The organism is Rhizobium deserti (genome assembly GCF_004358025.1).
Classification (GTDB): Bacteria; Pseudomonadota; Alphaproteobacteria; order Rhizobiales; family Rhizobiaceae; genus Neorhizobium; species Neorhizobium deserti.
Genome location: NZ_SMTL01000002.1, coordinates 91,925 through 105,845 on the forward strand (window position 1 = coordinate 91,925; position 13,921 = coordinate 105,845).

General features: G+C 60.7%; 15 protein-coding genes and 1 pseudogene. 10 read left to right on the plus strand and 6 right to left on the minus strand.

Annotated elements, in window-relative coordinates:
- The first annotated feature begins 17 nt into the window (after positions 1–17).
- The 5 genes from bcp to E2F50_RS06835 all read left to right on the plus strand — a co-directional run bounded on the left by bcp (position 18) and on the right by E2F50_RS06835 (position 4,863).
- Entirely contained in the window at positions 18–497 is a 480-nt protein-coding gene (gene bcp / locus E2F50_RS06815) for a thioredoxin-dependent thiol peroxidase (RefSeq protein WP_133315344.1), read from the plus strand.
- Positions 498–499: 2 nt separating this feature from the next.
- Complete coding sequence (locus E2F50_RS06820; RefSeq protein ID WP_133315345.1) at positions 500–1,327, plus strand: ferritin-like domain-containing protein; 828 nt, start codon at positions 500–502, stop codon at positions 1,325–1,327.
- Positions 1,328–1,418: 91 nt separating this feature from the next.
- Positions 1,419–2,714 carry a peptidoglycan DD-metalloendopeptidase family protein gene (locus E2F50_RS06825; protein WP_425375368.1) on the plus strand — a complete coding sequence of 432 codons (1,296 nt, stop codon included), beginning with the start codon at positions 1,419–1,421 and terminating at the stop codon, positions 2,712–2,714.
- Positions 2,715–2,925: 211 nt separating this feature from the next.
- Positions 2,926–4,440: a DEAD/DEAH box helicase gene (locus E2F50_RS06830; protein WP_133315347.1), complete on the plus strand. Its 1,515-nt coding sequence runs from the start codon at positions 2,926–2,928 to the stop codon at positions 4,438–4,440.
- A 9-nt stretch (positions 4,441–4,449) separates the two neighbouring features.
- Positions 4,450–4,863 (plus strand): NUDIX domain-containing protein, encoded by a 414-nt coding sequence (locus tag E2F50_RS06835; RefSeq protein ID WP_133315348.1) that lies wholly within the window; start codon positions 4,450–4,452, stop codon positions 4,861–4,863.
- Between the two features lie 174 nt (positions 4,864–5,037).
- On the opposite strand, the pseudogene E2F50_RS06840 reads toward E2F50_RS06835, so the two are convergent.
- The 6 genes and pseudogenes from E2F50_RS06840 to E2F50_RS06865 all read right to left on the minus strand — a co-directional run bounded on the left by E2F50_RS06840 (position 5,038) and on the right by E2F50_RS06865 (position 8,802).
- Positions 5,038–5,370: pseudogene (locus E2F50_RS06840) on the minus strand (TfoX/Sxy family protein).
- A gap of 3 nt (positions 5,371–5,373) precedes the next feature.
- Positions 5,374–7,008, minus strand: coding sequence for an NTP transferase domain-containing protein (locus tag E2F50_RS06845; protein ID WP_133315349.1), 1,635 nt, complete (start codon positions 7,006–7,008; stop codon positions 5,374–5,376).
- A 4-nt stretch (positions 7,009–7,012) separates the two neighbouring features.
- On the minus strand, positions 7,013–7,708 hold the full coding sequence (locus E2F50_RS06850; RefSeq protein WP_133315350.1) for an XdhC family protein: 696 nt from the start codon (positions 7,706–7,708) through the stop codon (positions 7,013–7,015).
- A complete protein-coding gene (locus tag E2F50_RS06855) occupies positions 7,708–8,034 on the minus strand; it encodes an XdhC family protein (RefSeq protein WP_133315351.1) in 327 nt (108 codons plus the stop codon). Before E2F50_RS06855 ends, E2F50_RS06850 begins: the two co-directional genes overlap by 1 nt.
- Positions 8,031–8,282 carry a hypothetical protein gene (locus E2F50_RS06860; protein WP_133315352.1) on the minus strand — a complete coding sequence of 84 codons (252 nt, stop codon included), beginning with the start codon at positions 8,280–8,282 and terminating at the stop codon, positions 8,031–8,033. The genes E2F50_RS06855 and E2F50_RS06860 overlap by 4 nt, the downstream gene beginning before the upstream one ends.
- Before the next feature lie 19 nt (positions 8,283–8,301).
- The gene (locus E2F50_RS06865; RefSeq protein ID WP_133315353.1) at positions 8,302–8,802 is read right to left on the minus strand and encodes a flavin reductase; all 501 of its coding nucleotides are present in this window, start codon (positions 8,800–8,802) and stop codon (positions 8,302–8,304) included.
- 160 nt (positions 8,803–8,962) lie between these two features.
- On the opposite strand from E2F50_RS06865, the gene E2F50_RS06870 reads away from it, so the two are divergent.
- The 5 genes from E2F50_RS06870 to purC all read left to right on the plus strand — a co-directional run bounded on the left by E2F50_RS06870 (position 8,963) and on the right by purC (position 13,912).
- On the plus strand, positions 8,963–10,042 hold the full coding sequence (locus E2F50_RS06870; RefSeq protein ID WP_133315354.1) for a branched-chain amino acid ABC transporter substrate-binding protein: 1,080 nt from the start codon (positions 8,963–8,965) through the stop codon (positions 10,040–10,042).
- 58 nt (positions 10,043–10,100) lie between these two features.
- Positions 10,101–10,778, plus strand: a complete 678-nt coding sequence (gene rpe / locus E2F50_RS06875; RefSeq protein ID WP_133315355.1) for a ribulose-phosphate 3-epimerase — start codon at positions 10,101–10,103, stop codon at positions 10,776–10,778.
- A gap of 118 nt (positions 10,779–10,896) precedes the next feature.
- Positions 10,897–12,204, plus strand: coding sequence for an adenylosuccinate lyase (gene purB / locus E2F50_RS06880; protein WP_133315356.1), 1,308 nt, complete (start codon positions 10,897–10,899; stop codon positions 12,202–12,204).
- Between the two features lie 31 nt (positions 12,205–12,235).
- Positions 12,236–12,790, plus strand: coding sequence for an RBBP9/YdeN family alpha/beta hydrolase (locus E2F50_RS06885; RefSeq protein WP_133315357.1), 555 nt, complete (start codon positions 12,236–12,238; stop codon positions 12,788–12,790).
- 357 nt (positions 12,791–13,147) lie between these two features.
- The gene (gene purC, locus E2F50_RS06890; RefSeq protein ID WP_133315358.1) at positions 13,148–13,912 is read left to right on the plus strand and encodes a phosphoribosylaminoimidazolesuccinocarboxamide synthase; all 765 of its coding nucleotides are present in this window, start codon (positions 13,148–13,150) and stop codon (positions 13,910–13,912) included.
- Positions 13,913–13,921: the final 9 nt, after the last annotated feature.

Sequence of the window (13,921 nt, forward strand, 5' to 3'; positions counted from 1 at the left end):
CGAAAGAAAGGAAAACCATGACGGATCTGACTATGGGCGACATCGCACCAAGTTTCGAACTGCCGCGGAATGGCGGCGGTACAACGGATCTCAAAGCCTTTTGCGGAACGCCGGTCGTGCTCTATTTCTATCCGAAAGACGACACCACCGCTTGTACCAAGCAGGCGATCTCGTTCACGTCGTTGCTCCCGGAGTTCGAGAAGGCCGGGGCCGTGGTCATCGGCGTATCCCCCGACACGGTCGCCAAGCATGACAAATTTGCCAAGAAGCATGACCTTGGCCTGATCCTCGTGTCCGACGAGGACACGGCGCTCGCCAATCGTTACGGCGTCTGGAAGGAGAAAAGCATGTACGGCCGCAGCTATATGGGCGTGGAGCGCACCACTTTCCTGATCGGCGCAGATGGCCGTATTGCCAGGATCTGGCCGAAGGTGAAGGTTGAAAGGCATGCCGAGGACGTGCTTGAAAGCGTCAAGGCGCTTCGAACGGGAGACTGACCATGGCGGATGAATGGGCAATCACCTCACTGCGCGGCGGAGCGACCATGGCAATCCGGTCGCCTGACCTCGATGTCAAGACGAGGCTTGCCCAGGAAACGGCGACCCGATGGTTCGAGCGCCGGCTTTCGCTGCGCTCCCCCCTCGACCCACCCCTGGCTGACCGCCCGGGGCGACCGGACAAGCCGGAGCTCGTGCCACCGAGAGCGGTTGAAAAGCGGTCGCTGCATACCACTCATGGCCGGATCGCCCTGCTTCACTCGATTGCCCATATCGAGCTGAATGCCGTGGACCTGGCGCTCGACATCGTCGCCAGGTTCGCCACCGAACCCGTGCCCCATTCCTTTTTCGACGGCTGGATGACCGTCGCCTTCGAAGAAGCCAAGCATTTCCGCATGGTGCGGCAGCGGCTTAACGAGCTCGGCGCCGACTATGGCGACATGCCGGCCCATGACGGCTTGTGGCAGGCCGCTCATTCGACCCGCAACGATCTGACCGCCCGGCTGGCAGTCGTCCCGCTCATTCTGGAAGCACGTGGACTGGACGTGACGCCGTCCCTGCAGGCGAAGATGCGCGAAACCGGCGACCTGGACAGTGCTGTCGTCCTCGACGTCATCTATAACGACGAGAAGGGACATGTTGCGATCGGCGCCAAATGGTTCCGCTTCCTCTGCGCCCGTGAGCGCAAGGATCCCGCCCAGACTTTCCAGCAATTGGTGAGGGCAAATTTCCGCGGCTCCCTGAAGGCTCCCTTCAACGATATCGCCCGTGCCGAAGCCGGGCTGACTCCCTCCTTTTACCGCTCCCTCACCTCCACCAGCAGCGCCTGATTGCCTCCATTAAAGCCTTTGTTAACCATAAGCCTGTCTATTGCCAGCAACAGAACTGTCAGCGGACGAGTCGCTTCTGCGAGGGATACAGGTGGCGTACGGGACCGGAAACAAGGTGTTTGGCAAACGGCCGCAACAGCACGTCCTCATTCTGGCCAGTGGCGACAGGATCCGCCACATGGCGATCCGCCCTTGGATGGCGGCCCTCGCCGTCTGCGTCCTCGGTAGTCTCGTCATCGGCTATCTCGCCGCCACCTCCTATCTCGTCATCCGTGACGATCTCATCGGCGCGACCATGGCGCGCCAGGCGCGCATGCAGCACGATTACGAGGACCGTATCGCCGCCCTGCGCGCTCAGCTCGATCGCATTACCTCACGCCAGTTGCTGGACCAGCAGGTGATGGAACAGAAGGTGGAAAAGCTTCTCGAGCAGCAAAGCGCGCTATTTTCCCGGCATGGCAAGCTCGGCTCGTTGCTGGACCGCGCGGAGGAGTCCGGCCTGAAGCCTGCCGATGGTCTCGGCTCCAAGGCTCAGCCTTCCTCTTCGGCCGCACCCGAGCGTCAGGCAGCATTGGGAGGCGGCTTGAAAACTGTGGAAAACCTTTTGGGCAAAAAAACAGGCGCCGACACCGGATCGGCGCTCGCCTATGCCCCGCTTCGAGAAAATCTTGCCGACCGGGCCGACCGGGTCTTTTCAAAAATCACGCTGTCGCTGAAAAGCATCGAAAAGCAGCAGATCGCCAAAATCGCAGACCTCACGGTTGGCGCTTCCCAGACGGCCGACGCTATAGCCACCATCCTGCGGCGGACCGGTGTTGAACTTGCATCCTCCTCCCCCGAATACCAGACCGTCGGCATCGGCGGCCCCTTCGTAGAGCCCGAACTGAGATCCAGTGCCTTTGAAGCCTCGCTGGACCAGCTGGATGCTGCGCTCAGTCGTCTGGAAAGCGTCCGCGAAACCGCACGGAACCTGCCCTTCGGCAATCCGGCCCCCGGTCACGGCGTGACCAGCCGCTTCGGCAACCGCATTGATCCCTTCCTCGGGCGGCTGGCGCTCCATGCCGGCATCGACTTCCAGGCGGACAATGGCGATGAAATCAAGGCTACCGGAGCCGGCAAAGTGATCGCTGCCGGACCCGCCAGCGGCTATGGTAATATGGTCGAGATCGACCATGGCCAGGGCATCACTACCCGCTACGGCCACATGTCGAGGATCCTGGTAGATGTCGGCGATGTCGTCGCAACCGGAGACCTGATCGGCAGGGCCGGATCGACCGGACGGGCAACGGGACCCCATGTCCATTACGAAGTGCGCCGGGATGGCAATGCGATAGATCCGATCCACTTCTTGAATGCCGGCATGAAGCTCACCACCTATCTTCAGTGAGCGACAGCCAGTATTGTCCGGCGAAGCATTGGCCGATGCAGCCAGTATAGCCGGCTTGGCAGAACGAATATTCGTTCACCAAGTCATGGTCTATACGGCCCGCTTTCCTTGACTTTCAGCTATTTTGGTCCTATGTCGCGGGCCAGTTGTCGGCCGGACGCCTGTCGACTCGCGAGTTTCTCCTGGAACCGGAACGGAAACAGAATTTCCTTTGACCACATTTGCTGACCTTGGCCTGAGCCAAAAAGTCCTCTCCGCTGTCACCGACGCGGGCTATACTATTCCCACACCCATTCAAGCGGGAGCTATCCCGCACGCCCTGCAGCGCCGCGATATTTGCGGTATAGCGCAGACGGGAACCGGCAAAACGGCGTCGTTCGTCTTGCCGATGCTGACGCTTCTCGAAAAAGGTCGCGCTCGCGCCCGGATGCCGCGAACCCTCATTCTCGAGCCGACCCGCGAACTGGCGGCACAAGTGGCAGAGAATTTTGACAAATACGGCAAGAACCACAAGCTGAACGTCGCTCTTCTTATCGGCGGCGTCTCCTTCGAAGACCAGGACCGCAAGCTTGAGCGCGGCGCCGACGTGCTGATCTGCACGCCAGGCCGCCTGCTCGACCATTGCGAGCGCGGCAAGCTGCTGATGAGCGGCGTCGAGATCCTCGTCATCGACGAGGCCGACCGCATGCTCGATATGGGCTTCATTCCCGATATCGAGCGGATCGCTAAGATGATCCCGTTCACCCGCCAGACGCTGTTCTTCTCGGCGACCATGCCGCCAGAAATCCAGAAGCTGGCCGACCGCTTCCTCCAAAACCCGGAGCGCATCGAGGTGGCCAAGCCGTCCTCGACGGCGAAGACGGTGACGCAGCGCCTCGTCGCATCCCACAACAAGGATTACGAGAAGCGTGCTGTTCTGCGAGACCTGATCAAGGCGCAGGACGACCTGAAGAACGCGATCATCTTCTGCAACCGCAAGAAGGACGTCGCCGACCTGTTCCGCTCGCTGGAGCGCCATGGCTTTTCCGTCGGCGCCCTGCATGGCGACATGGATCAGCGCTCGCGCACCAACATGCTGGCCGGTTTCAAGGACAACCAGATCACCCTGCTCGTGGCATCCGATGTCGCGGCGCGCGGCCTGGACATTCCCGATGTCAGCCATGTCTTCAACTTCGACGTTCCGATTCATGCGGAAGACTACGTCCACCGCATCGGCCGTACCGGTCGTGCCGGCCGCTCCGGTCGTGCATTCACGCTGGTGACCAAGTCGGACTCGAAATATCTGGACGCCATCGAGAAACTGATCGGTGAAAAGATCGAATGGGCCAGCGGCGATCTGTCGGCCTTGCCGGCGCCGATGGAAAGCCATGAGAGTGATCGTGGCGGACGCAAGGGCCGTGATCGTGACAAGGACCGCGGCCGTGGCCGGCGCAGCGAGCCGGGTCACAAGCCTGACACGAAAAACCATGATACGAAGAATGATGATCATCAGAGCGAGCCCGAAGTGGCGCTCGTGGAAGCGAAGGTGGAAAACGTGAGACCGGAACGTAAGGCTGACAGGAAGCCCCAGAACAATGGCGGCAACCGCGACATCCGGCCTAATCCGGCCAACGACGACAACCGCCGTCGCTACCACCGCGATCACGACGATGGCCCGACTCCGGTCGGCTTCGGCGATGACATTCCCGCCTTCATGCTGATCGTCGCGAACGCCGCCAAGGCCTGAATCTCTTCCGTGTCTCGCCCCGGTATCGATTTCCCCGGTGTCGGAGCCGGTCTCGTCATCATGCGAGATGATGGTAAGGTCCTGCTTTACCGTCGCCTCAAGGCGCCTGAAGCCGGATACTGGAACATTGTCGGCGGCAAGGTTGATCTCATGGAACCTTCCGCCGAGGCTGCCCGCCGTGAGGCGGAAGAGGAGACCGGCCTCAAGATCGGCCAAGTCGACTTCCTCTGCGCTGCCGAACAGATCATCGCGGCCGATCGGCAGCATTGGGTGTCGCTGATTTATCTCACCCGTGATTTCACCGGCAATGCCGCTTTAACGGAACCTGACAAGCTTTCAGATTTCGGCTGGTTTTCGCCCCAGGAAGCACCGGCGCCCATTTCGGCCTTCGCGGAACAGGCGTTCAAACATCTCAGTACCTGACGGAAAAAGCCGCTCCGGCATTACCGAAGCGGCGGTCTTGATGAAAATCGATTTGGCCCTTATCGCAGATGCAACAACAAGCCAGTTGGCGAGGGCGCATCCCCACTACGCGTTGACGTTACCGGACCTATCTGGTGCATCAATACGCGAAATCTGCCGCTATCCGTAATCCGTTCAGGTGCCATGTTTCTCATTAGCCCTGAGCGCAGCGGCGAATGCCAGATGAACCCACTTCGCCATGGCGTCGGGGTCGTCATAAGCCTCGTCCGGCGTCGTCCAGTAGGGCATCGGCACGGCATTGCCCTTCTTGTTCTGATAGACCTAGCGCCGCGCTCCCGCCGCTTCGAATTCCGAAGCGGTCGTCTCGTCCGCTTTCAGGAGAATGTCGCCCCTCATGTCGATGGCGATGATCAGCCCCTGATGATAAATTCCCTTGCCGCCGAACATTCGGCGGATGGTGACCGGCCCCAGTCCCGCAAACATTTCCTCAATATCCGCCGTGTCCAAGTCTCAGTCTCCCAAGACGCCGCCGGCGGCGGTGACCGCTTCGGGCGTGTCCACATCCAGATGAGCCGCAGCACCGATATCCACATCCACCACTTCGAGACCGGAGCCCTCCACGATCGCACGCGCGCCGACATCCCCTTCGAGCCGCAGAACAGCGTCATAGGCCGCCCGAGGAAGAATGATCGGATTGCCCCGCTTACCGTCGGAAACCGATCTGACGACGATTCCGCCGCCAGCCTCGCGGAAGGTGCGCAGGAGAAGGTTCACATGCTCTGTGGTGACTGCGGGCATGTCGGCCAGCATCACGAGCACGCCGTCGGCGTCTTTCACAGTGGGCTTCGACAATCCGGCAATCAACGAACTCGCCATACCGGAAGCGAACTCCCCATTGAAACAACCCAGGATATCCAGCCCCGAAAGAGCGGTTTCTATCTCCTGGCGGCGATGCCCGAGCACGGCGACAACTGGCGACGCTTCAGATCGCATGAGCATTTCGGCGGTCCTCCGCACCAGTGGCTTTCCGTCGAATTCGGCCAGAAGTTTGTGCGGGCCGTCCGTTCCCATCCGGCGCGCCTGGCCCGCTGCCAGCAGCAGCGCTGCGACCCGAACCGGTTGCGAGCGGGGTATTGCTTCCTCCCGAGGCCGCGGGCGGCTTGGAATTTCGGTCAATAGTCCCCCGACCCCCATGCCCGTCAGATCGTAAGCCGTTGGCGTTTCACCGGCCATCAACCGGTTCAGCACCCAGTCGAAGCCATTCTCCTTCGGCGATCTTGCACAGCCCGGAGCGCCGATCACTGGCACATTACCCAGCCGCCCGAGAACCAACAGGTTGCCCGGATCGACCGGCATACCGACATGCTCGACCTCGCCTCCGGCGCCGCGAATTGCAGCGGGAATGACGTCGTGCGGATCGGTCACGGCAGACGCTCCAAAGACAATAACCATAGCCGGCTCATCAAATTCCGCAGCGTCAAGCTGCTGAAGAACCTCGGTAAGTCGTTCGGCGGAATGGGGTACTCGGATCTCTTTCATGAGCCGGCTACCGGATAAGGCGAGCCTGTGCTCCAAGAGCCGAGCCGTCCGGTCCATGACGGACGGCTTCAGCGAAGGCAGCTCCGTCGCCACCAGTGTCACCAGATGCGGACGAAAGGCCTTGACCTCGAAAGGCACGGATGTCTCCAGCAAAGCTACCGCAGCGGCGACCTTGTCAGCTTCCACTGCAAGCGGAATGATTTTCACGGTCGCGACCATGTCGCCCTTCCGGACAGGGACGTGATCCGCAAGGCAGGCAAGCGTGATGGCCGGATCAATGCGGTTGAGCCTGTCGACAACGGTTTTCTGAGCAACAAACAGCCCGTCGACTTCGGAATAGATGTTCACCCGCCCCGTCGCTGGTATGGAAAACCGCAGATGATCGGGAGCGATCGCATGGGCGATGGCATGCGCTGCATCGTCTTCCAGCAGGTCGCCCGGCTCGAGCCTTACTCCTAGAACAGCAGTGATGGCCTCTTGCTGCAAACGCTCCACATCCTCCGCCGTCACCATATGCCCTTTGGACAGCCGCCCGCTGGCAATGCGGATGGAATGCGCCAGCACGACGCCCTCTGCCTCTGTCAGAGAGAAACTTCCGTATCTCATGGCCTTATGCCTCTGCCGCAAGGTCACGACGCCGGAAGGCCTCAACCACCTGGGCCAGGATTGCCAGCGCGATCTCGGCAGGGGTGGCCGCGCCGATGTCGAGGCCGATCGGAGCAGCAATGGTGGCAATCTGCGTTTCAGCGCACCCCATCTCCTTGAGCCGCTCCATTCGCTTGGCATGTGTCTTGCGGCTGCCCAGCGCTCCGACATAAAAGCAGCCGGCTTTCAGAGCCTCCGAGAGGGGGAAGTCATCGATCTTCGGATCATGGGTGACGGCCACCAGAGCCGTATAAGCGTCGAGCGGTTGTTCCTTCAGCACATCTTCGGGCCAGTCGGCGACCAGCTTCACCCCCTCGAAACGCTCCTCCGTTGCAAACGCAGTGCGCGGGTCGACGATCGTCAAGTCATAGCCGATGATCGGCGCCATGCGCGCCAGGGCCTGGCTGATATGCACGGCGCCGATAACCAGAAGGCGTGGCGGCGGCAGATGGACGTTGATGAAAAGCGTGCGCCCTTCGATCTCTGTCAGACCGGCCTTTCCACTCCGCAAAGCGCCCGTTACGATACCGGCAAGCGCTGGCGGCACGCCTTCTCCCTCGACGAGCACCTCGCTTCCGCCCGCCGAAATATCCGTCAGCACGACTGCAGCGCGCCTTTGAAGTCGGGCGGAATTCAGCCGTGCAAGTTCTGCAAGTTGCATCAGCCGAGCCTTTCGACATAAACGCGGATCCTGCCGCCGCAGGACAGGCCGATCCGCCAGGCTGTCTCGTCCGCCACACCGAAGTCCAGCATTTTCGGCTGGCCGCTTGCTATGACGTCCAGAGCTTCGGTGATGACGGCGCCTTCCACACAGCCACCGGATACGGATCCTTCAAAATTGCCCTCGCCGTCGATGACGAGATGGCTGCCAGCCTGACGCGGCGCGGAACCCCAGGTCTCCATCACCGTCGCGAGCGCTACGCTGCGCCCGCTCTTCACCCAGCTTTCCGCCGTCAACAGCGGATCCATAGTTACGGAAACGGTCATGCGACCCTCCTTTGCTTGAAGTGGCGCCGCAGATCGGCGGAGCTATGCTGTTTGTTCGATAGTGCCGCAGCCAGATCGGCAATGGACTGAAGATTGTTGACGCCACGGAAATCGCCCGCATGCGGCAAGATGGTGCGCACGCCCCGCACCTTCGGCACGAAACCACTGAACCGCAGGAGCCGGTTCGGCCAGGTGAGCCGCCGGCAGGATCGATGCAGCTGATCGTGACTTACGGTTTCGCTTGCCATGACGGTCCCCTTTCCGTGTCTACAAGGCCCGAAAGCCGCGATCGAGATAGATCAACGACGGCGCCGTAGGGCCGAAATGCATCGCTTTCACCGCACCAAACATCACGAAATGCGTCGACATCCTTTTCACTTCCATGAGTTCGCAATCGAAGCTTATGGCAGCATCCTCGAGAACCGGGGCGCCGGTCACCAGCTCCCGCCACGCCCCGAGCCCAAACCGCTCCTGTGAAGGAACGCCGCCCATGCCCGCAAAGGCTGCAGCCAGTGGCTGGTGATGAGCTGCCAGCGAATTCAAGGCAAACACGCGGCTTTGCTCGAATATGTCATTGTTCCGATTGCTGCCGTTGAGGCACACCAGCACGGTTGGCGGCGCGTCCGAAACAGAACAGGCGGCAGTGACTGTCACGCCACGCAGGACGCCGGCCAGCCTGGTGGTAACGATCTGGACATGGCCGGCATAGCGCGCCATGCCGTCACGATATACACGCGGGTCGAGAACTGGCTGGTCCGTCAAAAGCATCTCCGGGGCCCTGCCCCCGTTCCATCGGCTCAATATGGTGAGCGGTCAGGCTTAAGTCCACGCCGACCCGAGCTTTTTGCGCTCTCTGTTTGATTCCCTTTGACGCCTGCGTCCAGACGGCTAAATGTGCCTCAAGGCATTCCAGGCCTCAAGGAAAAGCATGACAGCACGACCTTACTTCTTCGCGGCTTTGCTCGCGGCTTTCGCCGGATGCGAATCCGCGTCGGCAGCGGTGATTGGCATCGTCGCCCCGCGCTCCGGCCCATACGCGCTGCTCGGAACACAGATCGTGGAGGGCGCCCGTGCGGCAGCCGAAACGGCAGGGGATCAGGTCGTTGAGATCGACGAAAGCTGCGAGGAAAGCGGCGGCGCCGCCGTGGCACGGTCGCTAACGGAAGCAAAGGCCAGTGCGGCAATCGGCTTTCTATGTGTGGAAACGCTGACGACGGCCCTGCCGCTTCTGAAGACGGCGCAGATCCCGGCCATAACAGTGTCCGTGCGCTCAAGGATCCTCATGGAGGACACGCTGCGCAACGGCTGGCCGTTTTTCCGGATGGCGCCGGCCGAAGGTGCGGAGGCGGAAAAGATTGCCGAAACTATTCTCGGCATATGGAAAGCCGAGCCGATCGCGCTGATCGAGGATGGCACGATCTACGGACGGGAACTGACGAGCGCTGCACGGGAGAAGCTGCAGGCCGGCGGCATTACCCCTGTGTTCACGGATACGTTTCGCCCTGGCCAGGAGCAGCAGGTCGCCCTTGTCCGCCGGCTTGCCAAGGCTGGTGCCAGTCACGTCTTCCTGGGCGGCGACCGGACGGACATGGCGATCATTGCTCGCGACGCCGCAACCGAAAACATGCCCCTGGTGCTGATGGGTGGAGATACCATGCGTGCCGCCAACCGCCCGGTGCCGCTGCGCGAGGGGGTTCTGGCGGTCACCATGCCCGATTATGCCGCTATGCCGGAAGCCGCTTCCGCGTCAGCGGTTCTGCGCGCCAGAAATATCGAGCCGGAAGGCTATGTCCTGCCCGCTTACGCAGCGATGGAACTTGCCCATCAGGCTATCGTACAAGCCCGTGCGCAGTCACAAATGCCGAGCGAAGCACTTAGCCTCGGCTCGTTCCAAACAGCGATTGGTACGGTGGCCTTCGGCCAGGATCACGAACTGAAGGAAAATCCATTCCGCCTGCTGGAATGGCGTGGCGCGAACTTCACGCAGATCCTTCCGGTAACCGAGTAATATTGTCCCGGTCGTCTCGCAGTGTTAGGGCAAGCCGGTCAACCCGGAGATCTCTTGCATGACCCTGCCGATCCGCATTGCCCCCTCCATCCTCGCCTCTGACTTTTCGAAACTCGGCCAAGAGGTACGCGACGTGGTTGATGCCGGGGCCGACTGGGTCCATCTCGATGTCATGGACGGACATTTCGTCCCCAACATCTCCTTCGGACCCGATGTCATCAAATCACTGCGGCGCTACACGAATGCCTTCTTCGATTGCCACCTGATGATCTCGCCAGCCGACGCCTATCTCGAAGCCTTTGCCAAGGCCGGCTGCGATGGCATTACCGTGCATGCAGAAGCCGGCCCCCACCTGCACCGCTCGCTCCAAACGATCCGCGGCCTCGGCAAAAAGGTCGGCGTCACGCTCAATCCTGCTACCCCGCTGTCGGCGCTCGAAAACGTCCTGGATGACATCGACCTCATCCTGATCATGAGCGTCAATCCCGGCTTTGGAGGCCAGAAATTCATACCGGCTATGGCCGACAAGATCCGTACCGCCCGCGCCCTTATCGGGAACCGGCCGATCGAATTGGAAGTGGATGGTGGTATCACGGTGGAGACGATCGGCACGGCAACGGCGGCTGGCGCCAATGTCTTCGTGGCCGGCTCAGCCGTCTACAAGGGAGACGGCATCGAGGCCTACCGTAACAATCTCGCACAGCTAAAGGCCGCCGCTGAAGCAGCCCGGAGGTAGCCCTGCTCCTACCAATCCGCGCTCGTCCCCCCGCCCTTGGCGGCCAGAACTGAATATTGAGCTTGCCGCCGGTTCTTGCTACAGCGGCGCCAACACTCCTGAAGGAAGCCGAATACATATGATCCCGCGTTATTCCCGGCCTGACATGGTCGCTATCTGGTCGCCCGAAACCAAGTACCGGATCTGGTTCGAGATCGAAGCCCATGCCTGCGATGCCCTGGCAGCGATCGGCGTCATCCCGAAATCGGCTGCCGAAACGATCTGGGAAAAGGGCGGCAAGGCCGTCTTCGACATTGACCGGATCGATGAGATCGAGGCCGTGACGAAGCATGATGTCATCGCCTTCCTGACCCATCTTGCCGAATTTGTCGGCCCGGACAGCCGGTTCATCCATCAGGGCATGACCTCGTCGGACGTTCTCGATACCTGCTTCAACGTCCAGCTTGTCCGCGCGACGGATCTCCTGATCGCCGGTGTCGACCGGCTCCTGGAAGCGCTGAAACGTCGCGCCTTCGAGCACAAGGATACGGTCACGATCGGTCGCAGCCACGGCATCCATGCGGAGCCCACGACATTCGGTTTGAAGCTCGCCCAGGCCTATGCAGAATTCGACCGCAACAAGACACGCCTCCTCGAGGCGCGCGAAGAAGTTGCCACCTGCGCGATTTCCGGCGCCATCGGTACCTTCGCCAATATCGATCCGCGCGTCGAAGAGCATGTCGCTGCCGCCATGGGTCTGAAGCCTGAACCGGTTTCCACCCAGGTCATCCCGCGCGACCGGCATGCCATGTATTTCGCGACCCTCGGCGTTATCGGCTCGTCGATCGAACGTCTTTCGATCGAGATCCGCCACCTGCAGCGCACCGAAGTTCTGGAAGCCGAGGAATACTTCTCTCCCGGCCAGAAGGGCTCGTCGGCCATGCCGCACAAGCGCAATCCGGTGCTGACCGAAAATCTGACCGGCCTTGCCCGAATGGTTCGCTCCTATGCCATGCCTGCCATGGAAAACGTGGCGCTCTGGCATGAGCGGGATATTTCGCACTCTTCGGTGGAGCGGATGATTGGCCCGGATGCGACGGTGACTCTGGATTTCGCGCTCGCGCGCATGTCGGGCGTGATCGACAAGTTGCTGGTCTACCCGGACAACATGATGAAGAATATGAACAAGTTCCGTGGACTTATTCATTCGCAGCGGGTCCTGCTTGCCCTTACGCAAGCCGGCGTTTCCCGCGAAGATGCCTACCGGCTTGTTCAGCGCAATGCGATGAAGGTCTGGGAAGAAGGCAAGGATTTCCTGGAAGAACTGCTTGCCGACGCGGAAGTTCGCGCGGCCCTGTCGGAAGAGGATATCCGCGAGAAGTTCGACCTCGCCTATCACACCAAGCATGTCGACACGATCTTCAGCCGCGTTTTCGGCGAAGCTTGATATCCACCGCGACCGAACCCAGATAGCCGGCATGAAAGCATCCGAGGCCGAAATCCTTATCATTCCCGGCTACACCAATTCGGGACCGCATCATTGGCAGACCCGTTGGGAACAGAAGCTCACGACGGCCCGCCGCGTCGAGCAGGCGGAATGGGCAAAACCGGTCCGCGAGGACTGGATCGCGCGTGTCGCTGAAGAGGTGAATGCGGCGACCAAGCCTGTCGTGCTGGTTGCCCATTCGCTAGGGGTTCCGACCGCCATCCATGCGATACCGCTGTTCAAGAAGCCGGTAGCGGGCGCCTTCTTCGTCGCCCCGCCGGAGGTCGAAAATCCCGAGATCCGGCCGAAACACCTGATGACATTCGGACCCTACCCGCGCGACCCCTTGCCCTTTCCGTCGATGACGGTCGCAAGCCGCAATGATCCGTTCGGATCCTACGAGCATTCGGACGACATTACGTCTGCTTGGGGTTCATTATTGGTCGATGCGGGAGAAGCCGGCCATATCAATGTCGATTCCGGTCATGGCCCCTGGCCGGAGGGCACCATGGTCTTTGCGCAGTTCCTCAGCCGTCTGAAGCCGTGACATTGGGTTGGGCCGGCTCGGCGAAGGCTCGACAGCGGATGGTGAACCACCCGTCGTCGTTGATCCGATTGTACGAAATGCGTACAGTTTGGTGGCGCAATCATTTCTTTAGGGTTTTTCCGCCGCCGGTACCATATTGGAAAGACGGCTAAAGCTTCATGCTCCCGCCATTGATAAAACAATGGCTTCAGGAAACAGTGGGACTGCAGACGGACCGATTGCGGCTGCGAACCTGATCCACAGGCCGTAGGCCAGAAGGGTTTGGCGCCCTCATTGTGAAACGGGTTGTTTTCCGATAAGGCACCGCTCGAACATTATCCATTGCGCCCTCAAGGGCCAACAACGAGACAAGAAATCATGAATCGTCGCCGCCGTATTTACGAGGGCAAGGCCAAGATCCTGTATGAGGGCCCCGAGCCCGGCACCTTGATCCAGTTCTTCAAGGACGATGCTACAGCGTTCAACAAGAAGAAGCATGACGTCATCGACGGCAAGGGCGTTCTCAATAACCGCATTTCCGAATACGTCTTCACCCATCTCAACAAGATCGGCATCCCGACGCATTTCATCCGCCGGCTCAACATGCGCGAGCAGCTGATCCGCGAAGTGGAGATGATCCCGCTCGAGATCGTCGTGCGCAACGTCGCGGCCGGCTCGCTGTCGACGCGGCTCGGCATCGAGGAAGGCACCGTTCTGCCGCGCTCGATCATCGAGTTCTACTACAAGTCGGACCAGCTTGCCGATCCAATGGTGTCGGAAGAGCATATCACGGCCTTCGGCTGGGCCAATCCGGCCGAACTGGATGACATCATGGCTCTGGCCATTCGCGTCAACGACTTCCTGTCCGGGCTCTTCCTCGGCGTCGGCATTCAGCTGATCGACTTCAAGATCGAATGCGGACGGCTGTTCGAAGGCGACATGATGCGCATCATCCTCGCCGACGAGATTTCGCCAGACAGCTGCCGTCTCTGGGATATCGAGACGAAGGAAAAGATGGACAAGGATCGTTTCCGGCAGGATCTCGGCGGCCTCGTGGAAGCCTATTCCGAAGTCGCGCGGCGCCTAGGCATCATCAATGAAAATGAACCGATCCGCGGGACCGGCCCGGTTCTCGTCAAGTAAGCAGGGGGT

Coding starts and splice junctions, on each gene's coding strand:
- E2F50_RS06855 (WP_133315351.1), bottom strand. CDS start 8,034: ATGACCGTTTCCGTAACTATGGATCCGCTGTTGACGGCGGAAAGCTGG.
- rpe (WP_133315355.1), top strand. CDS start 10,101: ATGACCCTGCCGATCCGCATTGCCCCCTCCATCCTCGCCTCTGACTTT.
- E2F50_RS06885 (WP_133315357.1), top strand. CDS start 12,236: ATGAAAGCATCCGAGGCCGAAATCCTTATCATTCCCGGCTACACCAAT.
- bcp (WP_133315344.1), top strand. CDS start 18: ATGACGGATCTGACTATGGGCGACATCGCACCAAGTTTCGAACTGCCG.
- purB (WP_133315356.1), top strand. CDS start 10,897: ATGATCCCGCGTTATTCCCGGCCTGACATGGTCGCTATCTGGTCGCCC.
- E2F50_RS06820 (WP_133315345.1), top strand. CDS start 500: ATGGCGGATGAATGGGCAATCACCTCACTGCGCGGCGGAGCGACCATG.
- E2F50_RS06845 (WP_133315349.1), bottom strand. CDS start 7,008: ATGAGATACGGAAGTTTCTCTCTGACAGAGGCAGAGGGCGTCGTGCTG.
- E2F50_RS06850 (WP_133315350.1), bottom strand. CDS start 7,708: ATGCAACTTGCAGAACTTGCACGGCTGAATTCCGCCCGACTTCAAAGG.
- E2F50_RS06860 (WP_133315352.1), bottom strand. CDS start 8,282: ATGGCAAGCGAAACCGTAAGTCACGATCAGCTGCATCGATCCTGCCGG.
- E2F50_RS06870 (WP_133315354.1), top strand. CDS start 8,963: ATGACAGCACGACCTTACTTCTTCGCGGCTTTGCTCGCGGCTTTCGCC.
- purC (WP_133315358.1), top strand. CDS start 13,148: ATGAATCGTCGCCGCCGTATTTACGAGGGCAAGGCCAAGATCCTGTAT.
- E2F50_RS06865 (WP_133315353.1), bottom strand. CDS start 8,802: ATGCTTTTGACGGACCAGCCAGTTCTCGACCCGCGTGTATATCGTGAC.